We start from the raw sequence: 19,211 nt of genomic DNA on the forward strand, positions 1-19,211 counted from the left end.
AGCAAGAAGCGGTTTGGGTGAGGACATGACGGATATTGCGCAGGCAGCGGAGAAAGCCAGGGTCCACGAGGAGAAGGAAGCCGACCATCATCCCTATTTCCGCCCACGGGATGCGGCGACACTGATCCTGGTCGATCGCAGCGGCGCCATTCCGAAAGTGCTGGTCGGCAAGCGCCACGACAAGGTGGTGTTCATGCCCGGAAAATTCGTCTTCCCGGGCGGCCGCGTCGACAAGGCCGATTATCGCGTGCCCTGCGCGGCGCCCATCACGCCCGAGCTGGAGGCCAATCTCGCCAAGGGCAGCCCGAAGACGCCGGCCTCGCGCGCGAAATCGCTCGCCATTGCCGCGATCCGCGAAGCCTGTGAGGAAACCGGCCTGTGCCTCGGCCGCAAGGCCGAGGGCAAGGTGACGAGGCTCGACGGCCCCTGGAAGCCCTTTGCGGATGCGGGCCTGCTGCCTGATCCCTCCGGCCTGTTCCTGATCGCGCGCGCGATCACCCCGCCCGGCCGCGTCAAGCGGTTCGACACCCGCTTCTTCACCGCCGACGCCTCCGCGATCACCCATCGCGTCGAGGGCGTGATCCATGCCGATGCGGAGCTGGTCGAGCTGGTCTGGGTCGAGCTCGGCTCGAAACCGCTCGCCGACCTGCATCCGATGACGCGCAACGTGCTCAACGAGCTCGACGCCCGCCTTGCCACCGGCCCGCTCCACCACGAGGCGCCGGTGCCGTTCTTCCATTTCTACGGCGGCAGGATGCAGAAGGATATTTTGAGCTGAGCCGCTCTCGGCGTCGTTCCCGAAGCGTTGCAAGTTGCTTCTTGGCAGCCGTCGAGCGCGCGCCTCGTCCTTCGAGACGACCGCTTCGCGGTCTCCTCAGGATGAGGCTAGGTTGGATTCTTGCCTGTTGAATCTGGCGCCGCGCCTTCAGTCCTCATCCTGAGGGCCCGCCAACGGCGGGCGTCTCGAAGGATGGCCGCAGGCGACGGCGTCAAATGAAATGACGAGATTGTGCTGAGCGCACATCGAAAAACAAAATAATCTTCCCGCCGTCCGCCAATGGCGGAGCTCCGCCGCGTCCCTATGTCTTCCCGAGCGTCACCAAGAACGGACCCCGGGCGATGGCACAACGGCAACTCAAGCTTGGCGCGTTCATGCGCCCGATCAGCATCCACACCGCCGCCTGGCGCTATCCCGGCGCGTGGCCGGACGCCAATTTCAACTTCTCGCACATCAAGACGCTGATCCGAAAGCTCGAGGCCGGCAAGTTCGACGCCTTCTTCATGGCCGATCACCTCGCCGTCCTCAACATGCCGATCAACGCGCTCAAGCGCAGCCACACCGTGACCTCGTTCGAACCGTTCACGCTACTGTCGGCGCTCTCGGCCGTCACCGAGCGCATCGGCCTGATCGCGACAGGCTCGACCACCTTCGACGAGCCCTATCACGTCGCACGCCGCTTCGCCTCGCTCGATCACATCAGCGGTGGCCGCGCCGGCTGGAACATCGTCACCACTTCGAATCCTGACGCCGCACTCAACTTCGGCCTCGACGACCACATGGAGCACGCCGAGCGCTACAAGCGCGCCCGCGAGTTCTACGACGTCGTCACCGGCCTCTGGGATTCCTTCGCCGACGACGCCTTCGTGCGCGATGTCGAGAGCGGCCTGTTCTTCGATCCCGCCAAGATGCACACGCTCGACCACCACGGCAAATACCTGAAGGTGCGCGGCCCGCTCAACATCGCCCGGCCCGTGCAGGGCTGGCCGGTGATCGTGCAGGCCGGCGCGTCCGAAGACGGCAAGCAGCTCGCGGCCGAGACCGCGGAAGCCGTGTTCACCGGCGGCGGCAGCCTTGCCGACGGGCAGAAGCTCTACGCCGACATCAAGGGCCGCATGGAGAAGATCGGCCGCGACCCCGAGCATCTGAAGATCCTGCCCGGCGCCTTCGTCGTGGTCGGCGACAGCGTCGATGAGGCCCGGGAGAAGCGCGCCCTGCTCGACAGCCGCGTGCATTACGACAGCGCCATCGCCTCGCTCTCCGTCATCCTCGGCACCGATGCTTCCGGCTTCGATCCCGACGGCCCGCTGCCGGAGATCCCCGAGACCAACGCCAGCAAGAGCGGCCGCCAGCGGATGATCGATCTCGCCGCCCGCGAAAAGCTCACCGTGCGCCAGCTCGCCCAGCGCGTCGGCGGCTATGGCGGCCTGTCCTTCGTCGGCACCGCAAAGACCATCGCCGACCAGATGGAGGAATGGCTGGTCGGGCGCGGCTCTGACGGCTTCAACATCATGTTCCCGTTCCTGCCCGCCGGCCTCGACGATTTCGTCGACAAGGTCGTCCCGGAGCTCCAGAAGCGCGGGATTTTCCGCAAAGAGTATGAAGGGCCCACTTTGAGGGAGAATCTGGGCCTGCCGCGGCCGAAAAACCGGTTCTTCGAGGCCTGATCGGCCCGTTTTGAGTGGTTTTCCGGGGCCTAGAGCCCCTTCGTGGCTCTAGGTTGTTGTTTTGACGCGTTTTCTTGACGCGAACCGGTGTCCACTTCGCTCGAAAACGCTTCGAAACCTTGACATCAGGCGGTTTCTGGCTAGGTTGCCGGCCAACGCGGGCCGTTTGGCCGGCTCCAGATTCCCCGATATTCTGAGGTTCAGAACATGGCCAAAGCGGTCACCATCAAGGTCAAGCTCGTGTCCTCGGCCGACACCGGCTTCTACTACGTCGCCAAGAAGAATTCGCGCACCATGACCGACAAGCTGGTCAAGAAGAAGTACGATCCGGTCGCGCGCAAGCACGTCGAATTCCGCGAAGCCAAGATCAAGTAAGATCGCGGGACGTTGAAGACTTTGACGGGGCCCTCGCGGGCCCCGTTTTCATTTTCTCCCCTACGGACGCTACGCTGCGTCCGGGGCACGAGAAGGAGATCGACGCGCACTCTTTCTTTCTCCACGGCGTCATTGCGAGGAGCTCTTGCGACGAAGCAACCCAGAGTCGTTACGCAGAGGCACTCTCGATTGCTTCGCTGCGCTCGCAATGACGGAATGAGGGTGACAGCACTCGTCCCTTTCGTATCCCGAGACTCGCCGCGATTGGCGCAGAACTGACACTTACCGACCCTGTAGAGGCGCCTAAGAAACGCACGAAACAGGCGCTGGCTTGCTCGATGCTGTCGACCACGCTCAGCGCACTTGATGCGGCGGAACCAGGCGCAATAAAAAATGTGAGCCAGCCCACAGATTTTCGCTCGGAAGTATGTCAAGCTGGTGGACAGGTTTGGCGATTGGGGTGGGGTAGCATTCATGGAAACGGTGAAACATTGTCGAGCCCAGTCCATTGAATGCCTCAGCTTGATGCAATCAGCGCGCGACGAGACTGAAGCAAGGCTCCTGAAGTCTCTGTCGCAAAGCTGGGTCCGCCTCGCAAACCAGATTGATCGGTACAAATCGTTTCGTTCGACGCGTGACAAGCGGCCTACCGCTTAGCTACACGCGCCGCTGCACGATCCACTCTGAGCCAGGAAATCCGCGAGGCGATAAGCCCGAAACGCCCGGCGTCAGACTTCGGAGATGACCGTCGTCCAGCTCAAGGACAATCTTGCTCGGCGACGAGCTCACCACCCGGGTGCTGATGACAGTTGCATCACCGAGTATGATCGGCAGGTCGGTTCCTGCCGGTGGATAATCGTGAAATCCGGAATTGGTTCTCAGCCACACCTTAGCTCCGGTCTCAAGTGTCCAATGCTTCGTATGGCCCGCCCATTCCATGTCTTAGTCCCTGTGGCGAGGGGCGTGCTAGCGGTTTTGTGATCAGTCGACTTGACGTCCGACAACTCCTAGCAAGGCAGACTGCGACATGGCGTCCGATAGGGCTACGCCGGGGCGCTATTCCTGGTTACCCAAAAGCCTTTCCCGTTCCGATGGAATCGGAACGGCTCTGGATTCGAGTCTTGACTCGTTTTCTTGACGCGACCGGTGTCCACTTCGCTCGAAAACGCAGACCTCAGCAGAGGCCCTCGACGTCCGCTCCAAACTGCGCGGCGTCCGTTGTAAGCTCCCAAGCTGACGAAAGCGACCAGCCGCCCTGCTACGCCGTCCGCAACACCGGCGCTGGCGGCTGCGATGGGCGGATCAGCGCGAACGCGACCTGCACGATGCCGCCGGCAAGACCCAGCGCCACGCCGATGCGCCAGGCCATGGTGTAGGAGCCGAGCGCGTCGTAGAGCACCCCGCCGCCATAGGCGCCGAGGAAGCTGCCGATCTGGTGGCTCATGAAGGCGAGGCCCTGGATCATCGCCTGCCAGCGCAGGCCGAACATCTCGGCGACCGCGCCCGCGACCAGCGGGCCGACGCCCATCCACAAAAAGCCCATGATCGCGCCGAACAGCAGCGTCGAGAACGGCGTCGCCGGCAGCGTGAAATACCAGGCGAGCGCCAGCGAGCGCAGGATGTAGATGCCGCCGAGCAGTGCCAGCTTGTTCCAGCGCTGGCCGGCCCAGCCGAAGAATAGCGAGCCCAGCACGTTGAAGCCGCCGATCATGCCGAGAGTCTGCGCGCTGAGCATGGGATCGAGGCCGCAGATCGCGAGGTACGACGGCAGGTGCGTGGTGAGGAACACGAGTTGCATGCCGCAGACGAGATAGGCGCAGGTCATCACCACGAAGGAGGCATTGCCGAATGCGGTTCTCGCCGCGGCCGCAGCCGTGGCGTCGTCGATCTCGTCGGCTGCCGGCTTAGGCAGCGGGATCCTGTCGACACGGCCGGCATACCAGGCGGCGGGGATCATCAGCACCGACATGATGACGAATCCGGCAAGGCCAACGCGCCAGCCGAAACCCTCGTTGAGCATCTGCCCGATCGGCGCCGACAAGAGCGCGCCGAGCGAGCCCGCGCCGGAGACGATGCCGAGCACGGTGGAGCGCACCGTTGCCGGCACCGCGCGCGCCGCCACCGACATCGCAATCGCCGCCGCGGTACAGGCCAGCGACGTGCCGATCAGCACGCCCGCTCCGATCATGATGCTGACGAGCCCGTTCGCGGTTGCCATCAGCGCGAGCCCCGCAATGTACATCAGCGCGCCCGCGATCATGATCGGGCGGAAGCCGTAGCGCGCGGTGAGCGCGCCGGCGGGCGGCTGGAGAAAGCCCCAGGCGAGGTTCTGCACGGCCAGCGCCAGCGTGAAATCCGAGATCGAAATGTGGATGTCATGCGTCAGCGGCTGCATGAAGATCCCGAGGCTCTGCCGCAGCCCCATGCTCAGCGTCAGCATGATCGAGGCCCCGATCAGGATCGGCAATGTCGGACGCAGGACCTGCAGCAGGGGCATTTTCTTCTCCCTCGTCGGCACGGCGCAAATGCCGTCGTCTGCTTTTGCCGTTGATTTTGGGTACACAGACCTGTTTACATAGGCTATGGATGTCAGGTGCTGTCAAGCGAACAGGACGCGTGCTACCGCATGGCTCCCCCGCCCAAACAACAGACGATGAAAGAGCGGATCCTCGAGACCGCCGACAAGCTGTTCTATCTGCAAGGCATTCGCGCCATCGGCGTCGACACCATCGCGGCCGAGATCGGCATCTCCAAGCGCACGCTCTACAACCACTTCCCGTCCAAGGACGCGCTGATCGCGGCCTATCTCGAGCGCCGCTTCGTAGCTCAGCGCCCGTCGGACAAGCCGCCGGCCGAGCAGATCCTCGCCACCTTCGATTCGCTGGAGCGGCGGTTTGCGGCGAAAGATTTTCGCGGCTGCCCGTTCGTCAATGCAGTCGCCGAGCTGGGCCCCACGGACCGCGCCGTGAAAAAGATCGCGATCGCCTTCAAGGAAAGCCGCCGCATCTGGTTTCGCGAGCGGTTGACCGAGCTCGGCGTGGCGAACCCGGACGCGCTCGCGACGCAGCTCGTGCTGCTGGTCGACGGCTCCATCGCCCAGGATCTCGTGCGCGACGATCCCGCGATGGCGCGCGCCGCGAAGGAAGCGGCAAAGGTGCTGCTGCGCAATGCGGGCGTGGATGTGGGCGATGATGCGAAGGCGGCTGCTACGCGCGGCAGGCGCGCGTCACAATAGCCGCGGCCGCCGCGTTATGCGGTGTCGTCACCCGCGAAGGCGGGTGATCCAGTATTCCAGAGGCAGCAAGGCTAGAACCGAAAGGCTGCAGTGGACTGGATTCCGCGCTTTCGCGGGGAATGACAGCGGAGTTTGCAGGACCGTCTCGATCCTACCAACATGCTCCTGTTTTGCCCGACAAGTCAAACGGGCGCGCGACCCGCGCATGCCTCTTTGCCACCCGCGTAAGTCATTGATCCGACTGGCGCCGGCTACTGTGCATGGGGTTGTTTTCGCAATTTTTGTGTCGCGGCGGCCTCAGGCCGCATGCGACACCACCCGGTTGCGGCCGTCGTGCTTGGCGCGATAGAGCGCAGTGTCGGCGCGCTTGAGGACGTCGGCAACCGCCTCGCCCTTCCGCTCCAGCGTGGTGAGGCCGATCGAGATCGTGACCTCGATGCGCTTGGTGCCCTTGTGGATCGCGAACGGCTCGCCGGCGATCGAGCGGCGCAGGCGCTCGGCGACCATGCCGGCGACGTGAAGATCGGTCTCCGGCATCACGATGACGAACTCCTCGCCGCCGTAGCGGCAGGCGAGATCGATGCCGCGGATCGACTTGCGCACACGCACCGCGAACTCGCGCAGCACGTCGTCGCCGGCATCGTGGCCGTAATTGTCGTTGATCGACTTGAAATAGTCGATGTCGAGGATCATCAGCGCCAGGGGCTTGCCGCGGATCGAGGCCTGCTCGGCGAGGGTCGCGAGATGGCTCTCCATGTAGCGGCGATTGTGCAGGCCGGTGAGCGCGTCGGTGATCGCCATCTCGATCGAGTTCTGCACGTTGTCGCGCAGATGATCGGTGTAGCGGCGGCGGCGGATCTGGGTGCGGGCGCGGGCCAAGAGCTCGGTCTTGTCGATCGGACGCAGCAGGTAGTCGTTGACGCCGATCTCGAGGCCGCGGAGCAGCCGCGTCGAGTTCTCGGGGTCGGCGATGGCCAGGATCGGCACATGCCGCGTGCGCTCCAGCGAGCGCGCCTGGCTGCACAGCCTGAGGCCGTCGAAATTGTTGAGGTCGAGCGAGACGATCAGAAGGTCGTAATTGCCCTCGGCGGCGTGGAACAGCGCCTCCGTCGGGTTCGGCTCGACGTCGATGGTGTGCTCGGCGGCGAGGATGGTCGCCAGCCGCTCGTAGGAGGACTCGCGGTCGTCCACCAGCAGGATGCGGCCACCCTTGCCGGTGTCGGCCACGGCGCTGCGCTCCGGCGTCTGCATGCCGATCTCGAGCGAGGTGATGGCGCGCATGCGCAGCTCGTCGGTCATCATCTTCAGCCGGGTCAGCGAGCGCACGCGCGCGATCAGCACGACGTCGGAGACGGGCTTGGTGAGGAAGTCGTCGGCGCCGGCTTCCAGGCCGCGGTTGCGGTCGGCGGGGCTGTCGAGCGCCGTCACCATGACGACGGGAATGTGATGCGTGGCCGGATCGGTCTTGAGGCGGCGGCAGACTTCGAAACCATCCATGTCGGGCATCATCACGTCGAGCAGGATGATGTCACATTCGGCGCGCCGGCTGATCGCCAGCGCCTCGGTGCCGTTCGAAGCGGTCATCACGTCGAAATATTCGGCGGACAGGCGGGCTTCGAGGAGTTTGACGTTGGCAGGAACGTCATCGACAACCAGGATACGCGCGGACACTTTGAACTCACTTCCTATCCGATAAAACGCCGGACCGTCTCAATGAATTTGCCGACCGAGATCGGCTTGGACAAATAGGCCTCGCAGCCGCCCTCGCGGATGCGCTCTTCGTCGCCCTTCATCGCGAATGCCGTGACCGCGACGATGGGAATGGCGCGCAGCTCCGGATCGTCCTTGATCCAGCGCGTCACCTCGAGGCCGGAGACCTGCGGCAACTGGATATCCATCAGCACGAGGTCGGGCCGCATCTTGCGAACGAGATCGAGCGCCTCGTAACCGTTGCTGGTGCCCGAAGTCTGATAACCATGCGCCTCCAACAGGTCGCGGAAGAGCTTCATGTTGAGCTCGTTGTCTTCCACGATCAGGACGGTCTTAGCCATCCCGTCCTCCTGATTGGCACGAAGCCGGATACATGTGACGCCTCAGGCGCCGCTTTCCGGCGCTTCGAAAACTGGATTCAAACTAGCCTCAGATTCGCTCTAGTTCGTTAAAGCCGAGGGGCCACTTTCTGCGATGTGGTTTCCAGTTGCTTGCCCCCAGGGTCGCAAGACTCAGGCACGAGACTCGGGCATGATGCAAAGTAGACACCGAAAGTTAACGGAAAGGCAAATCGGGCCCGTGAAAAAGCCTGTTCACAACCCCCGCGAAGTCGCTGAAATCGTTGCGATTCAGGCGCTGTCCTTCGTCGCGAGCGAGCCCGAGCGACTGGGCCTGTTCCTGGCTGAGACAGGTGTGGGCCCGGAGACCCTCCGGAACGCCGCCTCGGACCCGAATTTCCTCCTCAACGTGCTCGATTTCGTGCTGCGCGATGACGCCACCGTGAAGGCCTTCGCGAGCGCCTCGGAGCTGCATCCGACCAACGTTGCCGCAGCGCGCCAGGTCCTCGGGGACGCGCTCGGCGATCCGTCCTGGGAGCGCGACGTGCCGTGACGGCCGCCGACCCGGCCGGGCCCCGCTGCTTCTGCCGGGATTGTCTGGCCGATCTGGACATGGAGGTGCGGCGCTGCGCGGCCTGCGGTTCCCCTCGCCTCGTCCGCCACCGCGCGCTGGCGGGCCTGACCATCGCCCATATCGACTGCGACGCCTTCTATGCCACGGTCGAGAAGCGCGACAATCCTGACATCGCCGACAGGCCCGTCATCATCGGCGGGGGAAAACGCGGCGTGGTGTCGGCCGCCTGCTACATCGCCCGCACCTATGGCGTGCGCTCCGCCATGCCGATGTTCAAGGCGCTGGAGGCCTGCCCGCATGCGACCGTGATCCGGCCGGACATGGCCAAATATGTCCGGGTCGGCCGCGAGGTGCGCCAGGCCATGCAGGCGCTGACGCCGCTGGTCGAGCCGCTCTCGATCGACGAGGCCTTCCTCGATCTCTCCGGCACCGAACGGGTGCACGGCATGATCCCGGCCAAGGTGCTGGCGCGCTTTGCCCGCGACGTCGAGCGTGACATCGGCATCACCGTCTCGGTCGGCCTGTCCTGCAACAAGTTCCTGGCCAAGATCGCCTCCGACCTCGACAAGCCCCGCGGCTTTGCCGCACTCGACCAGGAGGAAGCCCGTCTGATGCTGGCTTCGAGGCCGGTCGGCTTCATCTTCGGCGTGGGACCAGCGACGCAGGAGCGCCTCGTGCAGCGCGGCTTCCGCATCATCGCCGACCTGCAGAAGGCCGACGAGATCGAGATGATGCGGCAGTTTCCGAGCGACGGCCGCCGGCTGTGGCGGCTCGCGCGCGGCATCGACGACCGCCGCGTCGAGCCGGATCGGGGCGCCAAGACGATCTCCAGCGAAACCACCTTCGAGACCGACATCCGCGATTTCGCGACGCTGGAGAAGATTCTATGGCGGCTGTGCGAGAAGACGTCGTCGCGCCTGAAAAGCAGCGAACTCGCCGGCTCCACCGTGACGCTGAAGCTGAAGACCGCCGACTTCCGCCAGCGTACCCGCTCGCAGTCCATTGCGGCCCCGACCCAGCTCGCCGCGAAGATCTTCTCGATCTGCCGCGAGATGCTGGCCAAGGAGATCGACGGCACCGCCTTCCGCCTGATGGGCGCCGGCGTCAGCGCGCTGCGCGAAGGCTCGGCGAGCGACGATACCGACATGCTCGACCGCCGCGCCGCGCACGCCGAGCGCGCGGTGGACAGTTTGCGCAAGAAATTCGGCAGCGCTGCGGTGATCCGCGGCATCGCCTATGACGGGCCGGAGAAGGCGCAGGAGTGATCGCCGGTCGGCCCGCGCTCGTCGTCACAGCCCGTTCAGCCGGGCCCGCAATTGATGGTCCGTTTCGTGGACGAGATCGAGCAGGCCGCGATAGGGATCCCCGGCGATCTCGAGCACGGCGGCGAAGGCTGGCTCCGTCTTGGCACCCTGCGATCTCAGCCGAGCGACGGCGCTGCGCAGGCGACCATCGTCGAGTGCCAGCAGCCTTCTTTCGATCTCGAAGTGCAACCATCCCGGCTGCTCGTCGACCGGCCGTTGCGCTCCGAAAATCTCGAACGGCCATCCGCCCCACACGAAGCGCGCAACCAATGGACGCCCCGCAGACGTCCATTGACAGATCAGGAAATCAGCGCAGGAATGATATCGTCGCCAAATCGTCTCGGCAAAGCCGACGGGATCAAGGGCGTGGCAGACGATATCCACGTCGCTGCCCGACACGGCAAGTCCGAGGGGCAGTGTGCCGACCACGCGCGGGTCGAACGCACGAAGCGACTCCAACACCCCTGAGCTCTCAATCGCAGCTTGGTAGTCCATTTGCGGTTCGTATAGCACCGATTACTGTCGCCGGATTGCGAAGTCATCTACGGAAAGGCAACGCGCCATGACAGGTGAGCTCGATCTCGGCGCATTGTTGAGCAACATGAAGCCGGACCTGCATGGGGACATCTTCGTGTTCTGCACCATTCCGCACGACGAGCCCCTTCCAACCGCCACCTGCCTGCTGACGTTCCGCGAGCATGAAGGCAGGACACTCGTGATGCGGCGTGAGGATGCCGAGCGTGCAGGACTGCACTACGCCTTTGCCTCGCGCCTGATCACTCTGACCGTTCACTCCGCACTCGATGCGGTGGGTTTTCTGGCGGCTGTCACGTCACGTCTGGCCGAAGCCGGCATCAGCGTGAATGCCGTTTCGGCCTTCTATCACGATCACCTGTTCGTACCGGTGGACCGCGCCGACGAGGCCTTGGCGGTTCTGCAAGAGATGGCCAAAGCCAGGTCGGCGTAGCCCGGGCTCAATCCGTGACCGCGATCGCCTCGATCTCGATCAGCCATTCCGGCGCGGCGAGCGCGGAGACGCCGACCAGCGTCGAGGCCGGAGGCTCCATGCCTTCGAAGAAGGCGGAGCGGGCCTTGCCGATGATCGGGCGCAGCTCCGGCTTGTAGTTCACGACGAACGTCGTGATCTTGACGATGTTGGCGTAGGTCGCCCCGGCCGCCTTCAGGGCGTGGCCGAGATTCTGCATCACCTGCGTCGTTTGCGCGGCGATATCGCCCTCGCCGACGATCCGCCCCTCCTCATCCACCGACACCTGGCCGGAGATGTAGATGGTGCGCGCACCGGTAGCGGTCACGACATGGGAGTAAGCGGGATTGTGATGCAGGCCGCTGGGGCGGAGATGGTCGAGCTTGGGCATGGGCTGGCTCCCGCAGGTTTGTGGTTGGACGGAAGCGTAGCGGGAGACGGTGTTGAGGGCTAGATGCAACGAACCCTCAATTACAGGGCTTGCTGTCCTTGACGTCGAACTTGCCCATCGAACCCGAGATCACAAAATCGTTGTAATCGAGCATAAGCTGGCGCGAGACGCCGTTCTCGTAGAGCTCGAACGACATCGCATAGACCGGCGTCTGCTCGCCCTCTTTCTGCTGGGCGTCGCGGTCGAAATAGCTGACGGTGACGGGCCAGCGCTTCAGCGACTTCATGTGCTCGTCCGAGGTCGACGCATCGCCCGAGGTGGCACGGTCGGCGGGGATCGGCTGGCCGATCACGGTCAGCGTGTTGTAGACTTTCTGGCCGTCGTCGGAGCCGTCATAGACGGAGAGCTCGAGCAGCGACTTGCCGTCCCTTGCGGCGGCGATGATGCGCTGGATCTGCTCGGTCGGGAACACGATCTTGCCGTCGAGTGTAAAGCTCTTCGGCGCCGGCAGCTTCAGCTTGACGTTGATGTGGTCGCCGTCGCGCTCGGCCGAGCCGTCGACGCGGCCGGCATCCGCCTCGTTCATGCGCGTCTCGATCTTGAAGCGGTAGCTCTTGCCGGCGGCGTCCTCCCAGGAATTGGAGCGGAGATCGCTGAGCGTGACCTTGCCCTCGCCGCTGTCGAGCTCGGAGACCTGGCGGAATTCCGAGGTATAGCCCTCGCAGGCGTTCCCCGTGAAATTGTAGAGGATGCGGCCGCGGGCGCTGTTGACCGAATTGGAGCGCGATTTGACGAGATTGAGGTCATACAACGCCTGGTGCGCGAGGAACGGACCATTGGCGGCCAGCGCCCCGCCGCCGGGGCCGAAAGCGGCCGCCGCGAGCGCCATCACACCGAGCGAAGTCCGGAAAAGGTGCACCATGTCTGTTCCCTGAGGAAAGCGCAGATTCGACATTTTAATGACCGTTCCATTGCGTCGCAACTGAGGCCGTTTCACGTAAAGTTGCCGCTTCGCGTTGGCCTGCCACAACAAAATGCGCCCCCTTCCGGTTGCTTGCATGTGACGGCACGATGGGCGAAACAGGGCGCGCCCGGCCTTCGAACGGACGCGCCGGGGCAATGATTTTGGACAACGAGGTCGGACATGGCGGGCACGGTCGAGCAGAAACTGGCGGAACAGGGCATCAAGCTGCATGAGGCCCCCACCCCCGTCGCCAACTACGTCCCGTTCGTGCGCACCGGTAACCTGCTGTTCGTCTCCGGCCAGGTCTGCTTCGACCCCGCCGGCAAGCTGATCGCCAAGGGCAAGCTCGGCGCTGGTGTCTCCATTGAAGAGGGGGCGGCAGCCGCACGCGGCTGCGCGGTGAACCTGCTGGCCCAGGTCAAGGCAGCGCTCGGCGATCTCGACAAGGTCGTGCGGGTGGTCCGCCTCGGCGGCTTCATCAACTCGGCGCCGGACTTTCTCGACGGGCCGAAGGTGCTCAACGGCGCCTCCGACCTGATGGTCGCCGCCTTCGGCGACAAGGGCCGCCATGCCCGGACCACCGTCGGGGTCGCCTCGCTGCCCGCCGATGCGGCGGTCGAGGTCGACGGCGTGTTCGAGGTCGCCTGAGGCGCATGCGCGCTCCGGATTGGCTGACAGCCCGGCCGGTCGCCCACCGCGGCCTGCACGACATTTCGCGCGGCATCGTCGAGAACATGCCGGGCGCGGTGCAGGCTGCGATTGCGGGCAATTTCACGATCGAGGTCGATATCCAGCTCTCGTCCGACGGCGAGGCCATGGTGCATCACGATCACGCGCTGGGCCGTCTCACCGAGGCCACCGGGGACGTCATCTCGAAGACCGCGGCGGAGCTGAAGGCGGTCAGGTTCAGGGACACCGACGAGCGGATGATGTCGCTCAGCGACCTCTGCGCCATGGTCGCCGGCCGCGTGCCGCTGGTGATCGAGGTGAAGAGTCATTTTGGCGGCGACCGCAAGCTGGTGAAGCGGATGGCCGAAGTGCTGGCGTCCTATGACGGCCCCGCGGTCGGCATGTCGTTCGATCCCGACCAGGTGCTGGCGCTGCGCGAATTGCTGCCCTCCCGTCCGCGCGGCATCGTCGCGCAACGGATCTACGAGGATGAGTATTGGGCTAACCTGACGCAGCAGCAGCGCGACAGCATGCTGTACCTGCGCCACGGCTTCCGGACCCAGCCCCACTTCGTCGCTTTCAAGGTCGATCACCTCCCGGCCCCCGCCCCCTGGATCGCGCGCAACGTCTTCGGCTGCGCCCTGCTCGGCTGGACCGTCCGCACCCCGGAGCAGCGGACGCGGGTCGGCCAATATGCGGACCAGATGATCTTCGAGGGGTTCGTGCCGTAAGAGGACGCCGCTGCACAGCGCCAGCTCTCGTGGCCCGGAAGCGCGCTGCGATGCGACCGGGGCACGAGAGAGCTCAGTTCCCACCCCTTGAAGTCGCTGCTGCAATGCACGATCTTGGGCGCAATGGCATCATCCGACATTACGCTCGAGGCCGTACCATCCATTGGCGAAGTCTCGCCCGAGGATTGGGACGCCTGCGCCAATCCCGGCAAGGCTCTTAACGAAAAGGCTTGCAAGGGGCATGGCCTGGGAACCTCATCCGCCCTTCCAGGCGATTCCCTCGGCCTCTCAAGTCCTGCCTATAACCCGTTCGTCTCGCACGCATTTCTTTCCGCCGCCGAGAAATCGGGTTCGGCGACCATCCGCACCGGCTGGGGTCCGCGGCATCTGGTGGCCAAGCTCGACGGCCGCGTCGTCGGCGTCGTGCCCTGCTATCTGAAATCGCACAGCCAGGGTGAATACGTCTTCGACCGCGGCTGGGCGGATGCCTATGAGCGCGCCGGCGGGCGCTACTATCCAAAGCTCCAGGTCTCGGTTCCCTTCACGCCGGCAACGGGGCCGCGGCTGCTGGTCCGCGAAGGCGTCGACCGTGCGCAGATCACCGACGCCCTGGCGAGCGGCCTGGTGGCGCTGTGCGGCGTCAGCAAGGCGTCCTCGGTCCACGTCACCTTCGCGCGCGAGGCCGAATGGAAGCTGCTCGCCGAGCACGGCTTCCTCCAGCGCACCGACCAGCAGTTCCACTGGCACAACGAGGGGTTTGCGAGCTTCGACGATTTCCTGGCGACGCTGAACTCCCGCCACCGCAAGTCGATCAAGCGCGAGCGGCGCGACGCACTGGCCGCGGGGATCACGATCCACTGCCTCACGGGCAAGGACATCACCAAGGATGCCTGGGATGCGTTCTTCCAATTCTACATGGAGACCGGCTCGCGCAAATGGGGCCGGCCTTACCTGACGCGCGAGTTCTTCTCACTGATCGGCGAGACCATGAGCGAGGACGTGCTGCTGGTGATGGCCCGCCGCAACGGCCGCTGGATCGCGGGCGCGATCAACTTCATCGGCTCGGACACGCTGTTCGGCCGCAACTGGGGCGCGGTCGAGCATCATCCGTTCCTGCATTTCGAGGTCTGCTACTATCAGGCGATCGACTTCGCGATCAGACACGGCCTGAAGCATGTCGAGGCCGGCGCGCAGGGCGAACACAAGATCGCGCGCGGCTACCTGCCGCGCACCACCTACTCCGCCCACTTCATCGCCGATCCGGGCCTGCGCCGCGCCATCGACGATTACCTCAAGCGCGAGCGCGCCTATGTCGCGGAGGCCGGACGGGAGCTCGCCGAGCTCGGCCCGTTCCGCAAGGGCGCCGATGAGGCGCCTTGACGCCTCGCCGTTGCTGGTGACAGTAAGCGCAAAATCTCGAGGAGCCGCCGAGGAGCTACCATGACCGCCTACGACACCAACAACATCTTCGCAAAGATTCTGCGTGGCGAGCTGCCCTGCTACAAGGTCTACGAGGACGAACACGTGTTGGCCTTCCTCGACATCATGCCGCGCGTCCCCGGTCACACCCTGGTGATCCCGAAGGCCCCTGCCCGCAACATCCTCGATATCAAGCCGGACGACTACGCCCATGTCGCCCGCGGCGCGCACAAGATCGCGGCCGCCGCGATGAAGGCGTTCGAGGCCGACGGCATCACCGTGCAGCAATTCAACGAGCCGGCCGGTGGACAGGTAGTGTTTCACCTGCACATGCACGTCATGCCGCGCCACGACGGCGTCGCCATGCTGCCGCCGGCGAGCCGCATGGAAGACGCCAAGGTGCTGGAAGAGCACGCGGCCAAGCTGATCGCGGCGTTGAAGGCGGGGTAGCCCCACAGACTCCGTCATTGCGAGGAGCCCTTGCGACGAAGCAATGACGACGGAGAGAGCGTGACTACTCCATCTCGAAATCGCCCTTCTGCGGCGCGGCCAGTGGCGTGAACTCGCAGCGGTCGGGCTTGAGATCGATCAGCGGTGTGTTGTCGAGGCAATCGAGCCCACGCACCAAGATCGAATTGCCCTCGATGCCGACCAGCTTCACGATCGACGTGCCGATCGGGTTGGGCCGAACCGGCGAGCGCAGCGAGAACGTGCCGCGGGTCTTCTCGTTGTTCTTCGGGCTTTGCAGGATGATGTCGCGGCGCGACTGGTCGAGCCAGTAGAGCACTTCGAGATTGCTGTAGAAATCGACGCCCTTGATCGCCGGCACGAACGGCTCGAAGATCTCGAGCCGGCATATCGGGCCGTCCTGACGCCCCTGCCGCGGCGTCTCCAGGCGCGACGTCCAGGGCGTGCGGATACGGCCGATGAAGACGAGGCCGGCATCTTGCGTCGGCGGCAGCTCGATGGCGACCTCGCCCTCGCGTAGCTCCTGTTCGCGAACCATATTTCAGTTCCTTGCTGTTCGCCGGCGGTTTTAGCCCAACCACCACTTGCCGGCCAGCATGAAGACTTCGCCCGTGACCACGCCGGCGAAGATCGAGCGGCGGGTCAGCAGGAAGACGACGAGCCCGGCGCCGACCGCGCCATAGCGCAGCACGTCAGGTACAGTGGCAAGCGCCCCTGGCGGCTCCACCACGATCTGGGCGATGACACCGGCCAGGATCGCGGTCGCGACCGCCCGCACCCAGACCAGGAGCTCCGAGCCCTCGTCGATGCCACCGCCGAACCACAGGCCCAGCATGCGCCAGATCTGGTTGGGAACGACGCCGGCGACGAACAGCACGGCGAGCGCGTGCCAGTCGCCGATGAGCTGCGCAAAGCTCATGCGCGCACCTCCCGCCACCAATGCACGCCATAGGCGATCGTGCCGGCCGCCACGCCGCTGACGAGGATGTCGAGGCCGGAGTTCATCCTGGCGGCCAGCGGATAGAGCACGATCCCGAGCGCCAGCGCGACGACGTCGGCGACCTCGCGGCTGTTGCGTGCGGTCGAGAACAGGAAGGACAGCGGCGTCAGCAGCAGGATCGCCGCTCCCAGCGTCTGGGTCAGATTGGCGGCGAGGAAATAGCCGACGGTGTTGGCGACGAGGCACACCGAAACGAGGCCACAGCCGAGCCCGTGGACGAAGGCGATGCGCCGCTCCCGCGGCACAAGCGGCAGGAAGCGGTGGCACTCGACCCACAGCGTCACCGCCGTCAGATGCGCGGCGAAGACCAGCTCGCGTCGTTTCGTCGTCGGCGTCCGCATCAGCGGCAGCACCGACACGACCATCGGAAACAGCCGAATGGCGCTCACCGTCACCGCGATCGCTGACTGGATGATGGTCGCGCCCGAGCCGAGCGTCGTGATGAGAATGATCTGCGCGGGACCGGCCCAGACGAACAGCGTCGAGGCGAGCGCCCAGACCAGGCTGAAATGGGTGTCGTGGGCAAGCGCGCCGATGCCGAGATAGGTCACGAACAGCACGATGGTGAGGATCGTCTGCGTGATCGAGCGCAGTCCCCACGCAAACGCGCGCCACGGACTTTGCCATTGAGGGGAATCGAGCGGAGGAAGCGCCACGGGAGTGTCGGTCGGGGTTTACGGAATCGTGCCCGCATAACGGGCAATGGGGGCATCCGCGTCAAGGAAGCCCGCGGCGGGGCTGGCATGCGCGGGCGACGCCTGGCGCGACACCCGCACCGTCATTCCGGGGCGCGACGAAGTCGCGAGCTATGGTGCGCAATCGCGCACCTGAGAATCCATTTCACCACGATCTCTGCGGTCCGATGGATTCCGGGCTCGCGCCCAAGGGGGCGCACCCCGGAACGACGGAGCGGAGCTACCCGCTCACACCGCGGTTCTTCAGCACGAAGCAGGCGCCGCCTGCCTTGCGGATGCGGTTGCACAGATCATCGGCCTCGGCTCGGGTATCCGCGCCGATACGGACCTGGTAGAAGGCGCGCGTGCCGCGGCTGCGCATCACCGAGCTTAGCAGGCTCGGGTCACGCTCGCCGAGCACGGCGCTCAGTTTCGTGACCGCTCTGGAATACATCGCCAGCGCCTTGTTGCGGTCGAAGCCGGCCGCGAGCTGCACGCCCCAGCTCTTTGCGGCGGCAAGCTCCACATGCTGCTCGAGCTCGGCGACAAACGGGTTCGGCGCCCGCTTGAGCAGCGCCATCAGATCACGGCAGCTCGTCGGCGGTGAACTCGGCGGCCCCTTGCCGGTGCTGCCTGCCTTGGCCCAGGCATCGACGCTGGTGCCGGTGATGGCGAAGACGTAGTTGCGGGTTTGCTCCGGCATCGGCCCGGTGCCGGCAAGCCATTCCTGCACGCGGCGCGGACCGGCATTGTAGGCCGCCGCGGCGAGGCCGAGATTGCCGAACTGGTTGCGCAGCTCGTTCAAGAACTCGGCCGACTTCGGCAATGCCTGCACCGGATTGAATGGATTGAGCAGCCCGCGCTCGCTTGCAGTGCCCGGCATGAACTGCGCGATCCCTTGTGCGTGCTCGCCGTTGCGCGTCATCGGGCCGACCGCATCGGCCTGGAAGCGGCTCTCCTGCCAGATCACCCGGGCGAAGAATTCGAGCGGGAGATTGGCATCGCGCGCAGCCGCCTCCACGATCAGGCAAATCGACTCCCGCGTGTCGCTCTCGCGCGCGTCCGCGGGTTTCTCCGCAGGCTTCGCGGGTTCCTCGGCATTGGAAGGCACGACGGGGGCCGGCGCATCCTCTGCGAGCACCGGCGACAGCACGACGGCGTGGCACAAGACTGCGATGACCCGAGCTATTCGCATGGCGTTGACGCTATCGGACAAATCGGACCTTGACTTGGAACCCCAGCCAACTAGCACAAGCGGCAGTATCAACGCAGGTCGCGCCCGAATGGTGACAATCTTTTTTGATCTCGACGGCACGCTGACCAACCCCAAGCCGGGGATCACGCGATCCATCCAATACGCGCTGGAGCGGCTCAACCAGCCTGTCCCGAGCGAGGACGAACTGACCTGGTGCATCGGGCCGCCGCTGCATGCCAGCTTGAAAAAGCTCACCGGAACCGACGAACTCGCCGACCGCGCGCTGCTGCTCTATCGGGAGCGCTTCAGCGATATCGGCCTGTTCGAGAACGAAGCCTATGCCGGCATCATGGACACCCTCACGAGGCTTACTGCGACAACACCGCGCATGTTCGTCGCGACCAGCAAGCCTGCGGTCTACGCCACCCGCATCGTCGATCATTTCGGCCTGAAGCCGTATTTCGAGCGCGTGTTCGGCTCCGAGCTCGACGGCACCCGCGTCGACAAGCGCGACCTGCTTCGCTATGCGCTCGACGAGGCCAGGGTCGACGCGAACAACGCGATCATGATCGGCGACCGCAGCCATGACGTGGTCGGAGCCAGGAGCAACGGCATGACCGCCATCGGCGTGCTCTATGGCTATGGCAGCGAGGCCGAGCTGCGCGATGCCGGCGCACACCACATCTGCGCCGCACATCCCGAACTGCTAGGACATTGTGTGGCTTGACGTAAGC

Annotated in this window: 22 protein-coding genes; 12 read left to right on the top strand and 10 right to left on the bottom strand. The window is 64.9% G+C overall.

The window, feature by feature from the left end; genetic code table 11:
• Positions 1–25 precede the first annotated feature (25 nt).
• From FJV43_RS01160 to rpmG, 3 genes are all read left to right on the top strand, one after another.
• Positions 26–778 (top strand): NUDIX hydrolase, encoded by a 753-nt coding sequence (locus tag FJV43_RS01160; protein ID WP_239624015.1) that lies wholly within the window; start codon positions 26–28, stop codon positions 776–778.
• Between the two features lie 341 nt (positions 779–1,119).
• Complete coding sequence (locus tag FJV43_RS01165; protein WP_239624016.1) at positions 1,120–2,445, top strand: LLM class flavin-dependent oxidoreductase; 1,326 nt, start codon at positions 1,120–1,122, stop codon at positions 2,443–2,445.
• Between the two features lie 207 nt (positions 2,446–2,652).
• On the top strand, positions 2,653–2,820 hold the full coding sequence (gene rpmG / locus FJV43_RS01170) for a 50S ribosomal protein L33 (RefSeq protein WP_007603295.1): 168 nt from the start codon (positions 2,653–2,655) through the stop codon (positions 2,818–2,820).
• Positions 2,821–4,078: 1,258 nt separating this feature from the next.
• On the opposite strand, the gene FJV43_RS01175 is transcribed toward rpmG, so the two are convergent.
• Positions 4,079–5,317, bottom strand: a complete 1,239-nt coding sequence (locus FJV43_RS01175) for an MFS transporter (RefSeq protein WP_239624018.1) — start codon at positions 5,315–5,317, stop codon at positions 4,079–4,081.
• A 129-nt stretch (positions 5,318–5,446) separates the two neighbouring features.
• Here FJV43_RS01175 and FJV43_RS01180 point away from each other — a divergent pair, with 129 nt between their 5' ends.
• Positions 5,447–6,055: a TetR/AcrR family transcriptional regulator gene (locus FJV43_RS01180; protein ID WP_345946136.1), complete on the top strand. Its 609-nt coding sequence runs from the start codon at positions 5,447–5,449 to the stop codon at positions 6,053–6,055.
• Positions 6,056–6,352: 297 nt separating this feature from the next.
• On the opposite strand, the gene FJV43_RS01185 is transcribed toward FJV43_RS01180, so the two are convergent.
• Positions 6,353–7,726 (bottom strand): PleD family two-component system response regulator, encoded by a 1,374-nt coding sequence (locus FJV43_RS01185; protein ID WP_131867980.1) that lies wholly within the window; start codon positions 7,724–7,726, stop codon positions 6,353–6,355.
• 14 nt (positions 7,727–7,740) lie between these two features.
• Complete coding sequence (locus tag FJV43_RS01190; protein ID WP_028177873.1) at positions 7,741–8,106, bottom strand: response regulator; 366 nt, start codon at positions 8,104–8,106, stop codon at positions 7,741–7,743.
• Between the two features lie 238 nt (positions 8,107–8,344).
• Here FJV43_RS01190 and FJV43_RS01195 point away from each other — a divergent pair, with 238 nt between their 5' ends.
• Together FJV43_RS01195 and FJV43_RS01200 are read left to right on the top strand one after the other, a co-directional pair.
• Positions 8,345–8,656, top strand: coding sequence for a DUF3572 domain-containing protein (locus FJV43_RS01195; RefSeq protein WP_061877289.1), 312 nt, complete (start codon positions 8,345–8,347; stop codon positions 8,654–8,656).
• On the top strand, positions 8,653–9,942 hold the full coding sequence (locus FJV43_RS01200) for a DNA polymerase IV (protein ID WP_239624022.1): 1,290 nt from the start codon (positions 8,653–8,655) through the stop codon (positions 9,940–9,942). Before FJV43_RS01195 ends, FJV43_RS01200 begins: the two co-directional genes overlap by 4 nt.
• A gap of 24 nt (positions 9,943–9,966) precedes the next feature.
• On the opposite strand, the gene FJV43_RS01205 is transcribed toward FJV43_RS01200, so the two are convergent.
• A complete protein-coding gene (locus tag FJV43_RS01205; RefSeq protein ID WP_239624024.1) occupies positions 9,967–10,443 on the bottom strand; it encodes a DUF4269 domain-containing protein in 477 nt (158 codons plus the stop codon).
• Positions 10,444–10,543: 100 nt separating this feature from the next.
• On the opposite strand from FJV43_RS01205, the gene FJV43_RS01210 reads away from it, so the two are divergent.
• The gene (locus FJV43_RS01210; protein ID WP_239624026.1) at positions 10,544–10,948 is read left to right on the top strand and encodes an ACT domain-containing protein; all 405 of its coding nucleotides are present in this window, start codon (positions 10,544–10,546) and stop codon (positions 10,946–10,948) included.
• Between the two features lie 7 nt (positions 10,949–10,955).
• Here the strand turns inward: FJV43_RS01210 and FJV43_RS01215 are convergent, their stop codons facing one another.
• Both FJV43_RS01215 and FJV43_RS01220 read right to left on the bottom strand, forming a co-directional pair.
• Positions 10,956–11,357, bottom strand: coding sequence for a RidA family protein (locus FJV43_RS01215; protein WP_239624027.1), 402 nt, complete (start codon positions 11,355–11,357; stop codon positions 10,956–10,958).
• A 76-nt stretch (positions 11,358–11,433) separates the two neighbouring features.
• Positions 11,434–12,279: a cell envelope integrity EipB family protein gene (locus FJV43_RS01220; protein WP_239624029.1), complete on the bottom strand. Its 846-nt coding sequence runs from the start codon at positions 12,277–12,279 to the stop codon at positions 11,434–11,436.
• A 222-nt stretch (positions 12,280–12,501) separates the two neighbouring features.
• On the opposite strand from FJV43_RS01220, the gene FJV43_RS01225 reads away from it, so the two are divergent.
• From FJV43_RS01225 to FJV43_RS01240, 4 genes are all read left to right on the top strand, one after another.
• Complete coding sequence (locus tag FJV43_RS01225; RefSeq protein WP_061021329.1) at positions 12,502–12,969, top strand: RidA family protein; 468 nt, start codon at positions 12,502–12,504, stop codon at positions 12,967–12,969.
• A 5-nt stretch (positions 12,970–12,974) separates the two neighbouring features.
• Positions 12,975–13,721: a glycerophosphodiester phosphodiesterase gene (locus tag FJV43_RS01230; protein ID WP_239624031.1), complete on the top strand. Its 747-nt coding sequence runs from the start codon at positions 12,975–12,977 to the stop codon at positions 13,719–13,721.
• A gap of 123 nt (positions 13,722–13,844) precedes the next feature.
• Complete coding sequence (locus tag FJV43_RS01235; RefSeq protein WP_239624033.1) at positions 13,845–15,101, top strand: GNAT family N-acetyltransferase; 1,257 nt, start codon at positions 13,845–13,847, stop codon at positions 15,099–15,101.
• 60 nt (positions 15,102–15,161) lie between these two features.
• Positions 15,162–15,590, top strand: a complete 429-nt coding sequence (locus FJV43_RS01240) for an HIT family protein (RefSeq protein ID WP_239624035.1) — start codon at positions 15,162–15,164, stop codon at positions 15,588–15,590.
• A gap of 64 nt (positions 15,591–15,654) precedes the next feature.
• On the opposite strand, the gene tsaA is transcribed toward FJV43_RS01240, so the two are convergent.
• The 4 genes from tsaA to FJV43_RS01260 all read right to left on the bottom strand — a co-directional run bounded on the left by tsaA (position 15,655) and on the right by FJV43_RS01260 (position 18,477).
• Positions 15,655–16,146, bottom strand: a complete 492-nt coding sequence (gene tsaA, locus FJV43_RS01245; RefSeq protein ID WP_239624037.1) for a tRNA (N6-threonylcarbamoyladenosine(37)-N6)-methyltransferase TrmO — start codon at positions 16,144–16,146, stop codon at positions 15,655–15,657.
• 30 nt (positions 16,147–16,176) lie between these two features.
• Entirely contained in the window at positions 16,177–16,527 is a 351-nt protein-coding gene (locus FJV43_RS01250; RefSeq protein WP_061877280.1) for an AzlD domain-containing protein, read from the bottom strand.
• The gene (locus tag FJV43_RS01255) at positions 16,524–17,264 is read right to left on the bottom strand and encodes an AzlC family ABC transporter permease (RefSeq protein ID WP_194393508.1); all 741 of its coding nucleotides are present in this window, start codon (positions 17,262–17,264) and stop codon (positions 16,524–16,526) included. Before FJV43_RS01255 ends, FJV43_RS01250 begins: the two co-directional genes overlap by 4 nt.
• 259 nt (positions 17,265–17,523) lie before the next feature.
• Positions 17,524–18,477 (bottom strand): transglycosylase SLT domain-containing protein, encoded by a 954-nt coding sequence (locus FJV43_RS01260; protein WP_239624038.1) that lies wholly within the window; start codon positions 18,475–18,477, stop codon positions 17,524–17,526.
• Positions 18,478–18,565: 88 nt separating this feature from the next.
• Between FJV43_RS01260 and FJV43_RS01265 the strand changes: the two genes are divergently transcribed.
• The gene (locus FJV43_RS01265) at positions 18,566–19,204 is read left to right on the top strand and encodes an HAD family hydrolase (RefSeq protein ID WP_239624040.1); all 639 of its coding nucleotides are present in this window, start codon (positions 18,566–18,568) and stop codon (positions 19,202–19,204) included.
• Positions 19,205–19,211: the final 7 nt, after the last annotated feature.

The sequence above is a fragment of the Bradyrhizobium sp. I71 genome (genome assembly GCF_022354745.1).
In the GTDB taxonomy this organism is placed as follows: domain Bacteria; phylum Pseudomonadota; class Alphaproteobacteria; order Rhizobiales; family Xanthobacteraceae; genus Bradyrhizobium; species Bradyrhizobium liaoningense.

What these genes read in the sequence shown, in the direction of transcription:
- FJV43_RS01160 (WP_239624015.1), top strand. Translation starts at nt 26, where the DNA reads ATGACGGATATTGCGCAGGCAGCGGAGAAAGCCAGGGTCCACGAGGAG.
- FJV43_RS01165 (WP_239624016.1), top strand. Translation starts at nt 1,120, where the DNA reads ATGGCACAACGGCAACTCAAGCTTGGCGCGTTCATGCGCCCGATCAGC.
- rpmG (WP_007603295.1), top strand. Translation starts at nt 2,653, where the DNA reads ATGGCCAAAGCGGTCACCATCAAGGTCAAGCTCGTGTCCTCGGCCGAC.
- FJV43_RS01175 (WP_239624018.1), bottom strand. Translation starts at nt 5,317, where the DNA reads ATGCCCCTGCTGCAGGTCCTGCGTCCGACATTGCCGATCCTGATCGGG.
- FJV43_RS01180 (WP_345946136.1), top strand. Translation starts at nt 5,447, where the DNA reads ATGGCTCCCCCGCCCAAACAACAGACGATGAAAGAGCGGATCCTCGAG.
- FJV43_RS01190 (WP_028177873.1), bottom strand. Translation starts at nt 8,106, where the DNA reads ATGGCTAAGACCGTCCTGATCGTGGAAGACAACGAGCTCAACATGAAG.
- FJV43_RS01210 (WP_239624026.1), top strand. Translation starts at nt 10,544, where the DNA reads ATGACAGGTGAGCTCGATCTCGGCGCATTGTTGAGCAACATGAAGCCG.
- FJV43_RS01215 (WP_239624027.1), bottom strand. Translation starts at nt 11,357, where the DNA reads ATGCCCAAGCTCGACCATCTCCGCCCCAGCGGCCTGCATCACAATCCC.
- FJV43_RS01220 (WP_239624029.1), bottom strand. Translation starts at nt 12,279, where the DNA reads ATGGTGCACCTTTTCCGGACTTCGCTCGGTGTGATGGCGCTCGCGGCG.
- FJV43_RS01225 (WP_061021329.1), top strand. Translation starts at nt 12,502, where the DNA reads ATGGCGGGCACGGTCGAGCAGAAACTGGCGGAACAGGGCATCAAGCTG.
- FJV43_RS01230 (WP_239624031.1), top strand. Translation starts at nt 12,975, where the DNA reads ATGCGCGCTCCGGATTGGCTGACAGCCCGGCCGGTCGCCCACCGCGGC.
- FJV43_RS01235 (WP_239624033.1), top strand. Translation starts at nt 13,845, where the DNA reads ATGGCATCATCCGACATTACGCTCGAGGCCGTACCATCCATTGGCGAA.
- FJV43_RS01240 (WP_239624035.1), top strand. Translation starts at nt 15,162, where the DNA reads ATGACCGCCTACGACACCAACAACATCTTCGCAAAGATTCTGCGTGGC.
- tsaA (WP_239624037.1), bottom strand. Translation starts at nt 16,146, where the DNA reads ATGGTTCGCGAACAGGAGCTACGCGAGGGCGAGGTCGCCATCGAGCTG.
- FJV43_RS01250 (WP_061877280.1), bottom strand. Translation starts at nt 16,527, where the DNA reads ATGAGCTTTGCGCAGCTCATCGGCGACTGGCACGCGCTCGCCGTGCTG.
- FJV43_RS01260 (WP_239624038.1), bottom strand. Translation starts at nt 18,477, where the DNA reads ATGCGAATAGCTCGGGTCATCGCAGTCTTGTGCCACGCCGTCGTGCTG.
- FJV43_RS01265 (WP_239624040.1), top strand. Translation starts at nt 18,566, where the DNA reads ATGGTGACAATCTTTTTTGATCTCGACGGCACGCTGACCAACCCCAAG.